The sequence below is a fragment of the Oryzihumus sp. genome (assembly GCF_036391795.1).
Lineage (GTDB): Bacteria > Actinomycetota > Actinomycetes > Actinomycetales > Dermatophilaceae > Oryzihumus.
This window is the reverse complement of sequence record NZ_DASVZH010000281.1, coordinates 1-4,942: the sequence shown is the minus strand read 5'-3', so window position 1 is coordinate 4,942 and position 4,942 is coordinate 1. Positions and strand designations below refer to the sequence as shown.

Below are 4,942 nucleotides of genomic sequence, written 5' to 3'. Positions count from 1 at the left end.
GTCGTCAACGTCATCGCCTTCGCAGCAGCGTCATCGGTGCACACCACGGTGATCTCGGCGATCCTGTCGCGCGCACGGCTCGGCGGCATGAACGTGCTGGCCCTGGTCCTGTGCCTCGTCGTCACGATCGTCGCTTTCGTGCTGATGTTCCCGCTGCTCTCGCTGACCAACGTCGTCGGGCTGTCACACGGAGGCCGGATCAGCACGCTCCGCCGGGCCGGACGACTGGTCACCCGGTATGCCGTCACCCGTCAGGCCGTGCGTGACGGCACCGACGAGCCTGAGGAGCAGCACGAGGAGGCACCGGCGCCGGCTCCCGGGTCGGCTACCGCCTCGCTGCGCTACCGAATGATCAACCTTCCCGCCGAGGTCTTCAGCCGCCCGGAGGTGAGCCACCCAAGGGTTCAGTCCGCCACGCCCACTGGCGGTCCCCTGCGGGTGCCCGTGCTCGAGCCGGTTGTCGCGCGCGTCAGCGTCGACTACTCAAATTCATCCGTGGCGCAGCCTGATCCCGCCCACGACCTTGCGGGCGGGCCGATGGGGGCACCAACAGTGTCGACACCGAGCGTCTCCCCTTCGACGCGCGCCTTGCGGGACAACGAGCACGTCATCGAAGGAAACGTGGTCGAGGAGTCGCCGGCCAACCTCCGCCGGATCGAGACCTACGACGTCCACGACTCCCACACGGAGGTCCGCAGCGACGGTGTCGGGCCGCGCATCTATGACCCAGCTACCAAGAGCACCGTGCTGGTCGTCGGTGATCCCGACCAGATGGAAGGACCGCGGGCGTGAGCACCCGACGGGATGAGCTCCTGCGCTGGCCGTTGTGGTCCTGGCGCAACTTCTCGGTCACCGCCGCGGCGGTGCTACTGCTGTTTGCTGGCCTTGGCCGTGTGGCCCATAGCGGCCCAGCCTCGAACGTGCCTCGCGCTCCGGCGCCTGCCAGCAAGGGCACCGCCGCGCCGTCCCTTCCAGCGCCGTCGCCCGCCGCTTCGTCGGACACGGCCAGCTCACCCAGTGCTGCCAGCGGGCGGGCAGACGCAGCGGTCTCCACTGACCCGGCCGCCACGCGCGTAGCCGCGGGCTTCGTTCTTGCGTGGGCCCAGCCTGGGCTCGACCAGCGAGCCTGGCTCGGCGGCATACGGCCGTTTGTTGCCCCGTCCCTCTTGAAGACACTCTCCTCCACGGACCCGGCGCAGGTCCCGGCCAGCACAGTGACCGGCGAGGCCAAGCTCCTTCGCACCACGGTCACGTCTGAGGTCGTCGAGGTCCCCACCAACGGTGGTCCCGTCGCGGTCACGCTGCACGCCGCTGGCGGTCGGTGGAAGGTGACCGACATCGAGCCCGCGGACCAGCCTCAAGCCGCGCCAACCCCCGCGCTGACCATGTCGGGCTCGGGGAGCTGACGTGCCTGCGCCGCTACTCGCTGCCGCCGGCCAGCTGCTCAAACGGCGTCTTGCCCGCCGGGCACTCAAGCTTCTCGCGGTGGTCCTGCCGGTCGCCGCCGCAGGTGGGGGTGCTCTCGTGCTGGTACTGGTCCTGACCCTCCAAGGCAGCTCGCCCCAACAGGATCAGAGCGCCAGCGGCGCGTGCTCGACGGTCACCGCTCAGGCGGCCGTCAGTGTGGCTGACCTGACGCCCGAGCAGGTCGCCAATGCGCAAACCATCGTGGCCGTCGGCAGGAAGCTCAACGTCCCGCCCTACGGGTGGGTCATCGCCGTCGCCACCGCCATGCAGGAATCGGGACTGCGGAACCTGGACTACGGGGACCGCGACAGCCTCGGTCTCTTCCAGCAGCGAGGGGGGTGGGGCAGCGCCCGTGACCGGACCAACCCCGTCGCCGCGGCCCGCCTGTTCTACGACGGCGGCGCTGGTGGCCAGCCCGGACTGCTGAAGGTCGCTGACTTCCAACGAATGCCGCTCACGCAGGCCGCGCAAGCCGTGCAACGCAGCGCCTTCCCCAACGCCTACGGCCACTGGGAGAACCTGGCTCAACAGGTCGTCGGCAACCCCACCGTCCTCTCCGCCACCTGTTACGACGCCGACTCCTTTGCCGCTGACGGGTCGGCAGGCAGTTCCGCCGTGGCCGCGGCACTGTCCGTGGTCGGGACGCCGTACAGCTGGGGTGGTGGGGGCTTCTCCGGCCCCACGCAAGGCTTCGGCGCGGGCGCGTCAGTTGCGGGTTTCGACTGCTCCTCCCTGGCGCAGTACGCCTGGTTCAAGGCCGCCGGGCTCCGTCTGCCGCGGGTCACGGACCAGATCGCCGCCAGCCTGCCTCACCTCCCCAAAGGCGCCAGGCTGCAGTCCGGAGACCTGCTCTTCTTCCACGCACCGTCAGACCCTCCCGGTAGCTATCACCACATGGGCATCTCCGACGGACAGGGCAACATGGTCCACGCACCGCGGACGGGCAAGACGGTCGAGGTCGTCCACGACGTGATGCACGACCCGTACTTCGCCGGCCAGTTCGCATTCGCTGCGCGGCCGCCTTCGCGCCCGGGGGCCATGCAGGCAGGGGGACGTCATGGATGACACCGAGTTCGACCGAGAGCTGCACGCCCTGCTCGAAGGCCGGTTGCCCCGCTCGGGGTCCCTTGCGCAGTCACCGTCCTCTTTGCCGCCCGCAGTGGTGGCGTTGCGGGCCGTCAGCATCGCAGAGCCGTTGACCGGCCACCGAGCCCGCTTCCAGATGACGAGCTACGGCGAACACGGTGAGTGGCTGGACTACGGCTGGCGTGACGGTCTGCGCATCGTCAGCGAGCCCAGCGAGATTGAGGGCCTGTCCGAGCTGGGCGTCTGGGTCCAGGAAGAGGCCGACTACTACCGGACCCTCGCCGGCAATGCGGACCTGCCTCGTTTCGCCGCCGGTATCTCGCGGCTCTGGGTCGAGGAGTACGTCAGCCAGGAGGCCCTGGGAAGTCCGGGCTCGGGGCCGGGACACGCGGACTCGACGGACCCCTGGGTGGCACACGTAGTCAGCGACCCCAATGCGCCCCGGATCAGCCGACCCGTGCCAGCACGAGAGGCGCGCTCGTTCATCGGTCGTCGTGCCATCACGGTCGATCAGGACGGGCGGTACCGGTTCGACCTCCGGATCACTGACCAACCCACGTACGGCGAGGACGGGCGCATCTACGTCTCGGTGGTCGATGAGTCGGACTGGTTCCTCTGGAGCTCCCGCAAGTACACCGGTCGGCACCCCTCGATGGCCGCCGTTCTGGCCGATCATGTCTGGCTCGAATCCTGACGCGCCTTCCGCTAACGGAGCCCGTTCTCAAGGTGAGCGTCACTACTCCCGAGATGACCGGGACGGAACGCGGATCGCCGATTCGTGTGGGCCATTTTTGCGCGGTCGACCGAGCCTGTCTTGCCGCGTCGGGACTCTTCGGTACGGGGGGTGCCTTCTTCAAAGACCGACCGACCCGCGAGCCGCCAGGGGCGGCAGGGCACTCCATTGGACCGGAACACGACGCATGAGTAGGGCGCAGTCGAGTTCCACCGAACCGGGAGGGAATGCGGCGGCATCGTCAAAGTAGCTGGACCGGGCGCTGAGTATCTCGACCGGTTCCACCTTCCACGCGCTTGTCTGGAGCTGCAGGCCATCGAGGCGATGCGCCTGGTCTGTTGCGGAGTACCCGACTGATCCCTGCTCGAAGAAGTCAGAGGCAGCGGACACATCGGTGAAGATCTTGCTGCCGGCCAGTTCGGTGGTGACGCGTACTGCGACGTCAACGTCGACTGATCCGTCTCGAGCGGCAAAGGCAACGGCGACGTGTGTTTCGGACTCGCGAACTCGAAACCGCGCTCGGTGATGCTGGCCGGGGTAGAGGCGCCCGCCCACAGCTACGTTCAGCACGGAGTCGGTGTCCCGGCGGGGAATGTAGACGCCAGCCTTCGTCCCATCCCGGTCGTCCCATTCGACGGCGACTCGGTGCGCCGCGTTCTCGCTCCGTCGGCCCATCCACGCAGGGAGCCCTGCGGGCCTCATGCCGCCGAGCCTGATCAGGCAAATGCCCGCTACGGCCGCGCCATCGACGAGCTGGGGTCGAAAGGGCGCCGGCAACAGCGGCCCGATGACCGCGGGATCGACGCGGTAGTTGACCAGCAACCGACGCTCGATCTCGCCCGAGAGGCGCGTAATCATCGTCACGCTTGGAGTATGCGGGCGGCGGTCCTGCCCCGCCTGACTGTTGCCAGAGATGACGGCTGCCGGTCGTCAACGAAGGGGCCGGTACAGGGTTGGGCAGTGCTCAGACAGGAAGAGCCACCGACCCGATTGCGGAGCAGTGGAGGTCGGCCGTAGAGACTGTCAGCCCTCACGTGTAACTCAAGGTGACCTGGCGGCACACGGAGTGTCCACTTGGACCGGGCTCGGAGTGCCGGCCGGATGCTGCGGCGTCGGGTCGGCGGATCGAAGGTGCGGTGCGCGTGTCGGTACGCCGGCGCGCTGGGCATGGGGATACTGCGGGTCATGGCGTCGTCGGGTTGGGTGTGGGTTCCGGCACCGGGTTGGCCTCGGTGCCCTGGGGGCTGGGTGCCGCCGCCTGGGTGGGTGCCTGACCCGTCCTGGCCCCCGCGCCGCCTGGGCACGTGTTCTGGCGGCCAGTCAGGAACCACTGGCCGGCGGTCATCTACGCGGCACTGCTCGGACTGCTATTCCTGGCGTTTGTTGCCGGGGCGGTAACTGGTCAGGTGACCTGGGCGTTTGCCCAGCCGCCGTCGACCGACACAATGACCCCGTCAGTGCATGCACTGTGGGGCCTCGCCGCCATGTCGGTGTTGCTGGGCCTCCTTCTGGGGCTGACACGGCTGCGCATGGCGAACAGGTCAGGCGCTTTCTGCCTCCTCATGTCGGTTGCCGTGGTCGTCTCTCTCGCGTCGTCGGTGGTGGCGTTCGTCGCGATTGTGATGGTGTCGTTGGCCCAGCCGTGCACGGGAGACA

6 protein-coding genes are annotated in these 4,942 nt (G+C 68.5%); 5 read left to right on the top strand and 1 reads right to left on the bottom strand.

Features of this window, described 5'->3' with window-relative positions:
- The 4 genes from VF825_RS17310 to VF825_RS17295 form a co-directional block, all read left to right on the top strand.
- The coding region (locus VF825_RS17310) for a hypothetical protein (RefSeq protein ID WP_331115664.1) at positions 1-792 on the top strand (792 nt) is incomplete at its 5' end.
- 374 nt (positions 793-1,166) lie between these two features.
- A complete protein-coding gene (locus VF825_RS17305) occupies positions 1,167-1,406 on the top strand; it encodes a hypothetical protein (protein WP_331115662.1) in 240 nt (79 codons plus the stop codon).
- 1 nt (position 1,407) lies between these two features.
- On the top strand, positions 1,408-2,532 hold the full coding sequence (locus tag VF825_RS17300; protein ID WP_331115660.1) for a C40 family peptidase: 1,125 nt from the start codon (positions 1,408-1,410) through the stop codon (positions 2,530-2,532).
- Complete coding sequence (locus VF825_RS17295) at positions 2,525-3,247, top strand: hypothetical protein (protein ID WP_331115658.1); 723 nt, start codon at positions 2,525-2,527, stop codon at positions 3,245-3,247. Before VF825_RS17300 ends, VF825_RS17295 begins: the two co-directional genes overlap by 8 nt.
- Before the next feature lie 159 nt (positions 3,248-3,406).
- Here the strand turns inward: VF825_RS17295 and VF825_RS17290 are convergent, their stop codons facing one another.
- The gene (locus tag VF825_RS17290) at positions 3,407-4,144 is read right to left on the bottom strand and encodes a DUF2071 domain-containing protein (RefSeq protein ID WP_331115666.1); all 738 of its coding nucleotides are present in this window, start codon (positions 4,142-4,144) and stop codon (positions 3,407-3,409) included.
- A 446-nt stretch (positions 4,145-4,590) separates the two neighbouring features.
- Between VF825_RS17290 and VF825_RS17285 the strand changes: the two genes are divergently transcribed.
- Positions 4,591-4,942 (top strand): hypothetical protein (locus VF825_RS17285; protein WP_331115656.1); only part of this gene is annotated, 352 nt, incomplete at its 3' end.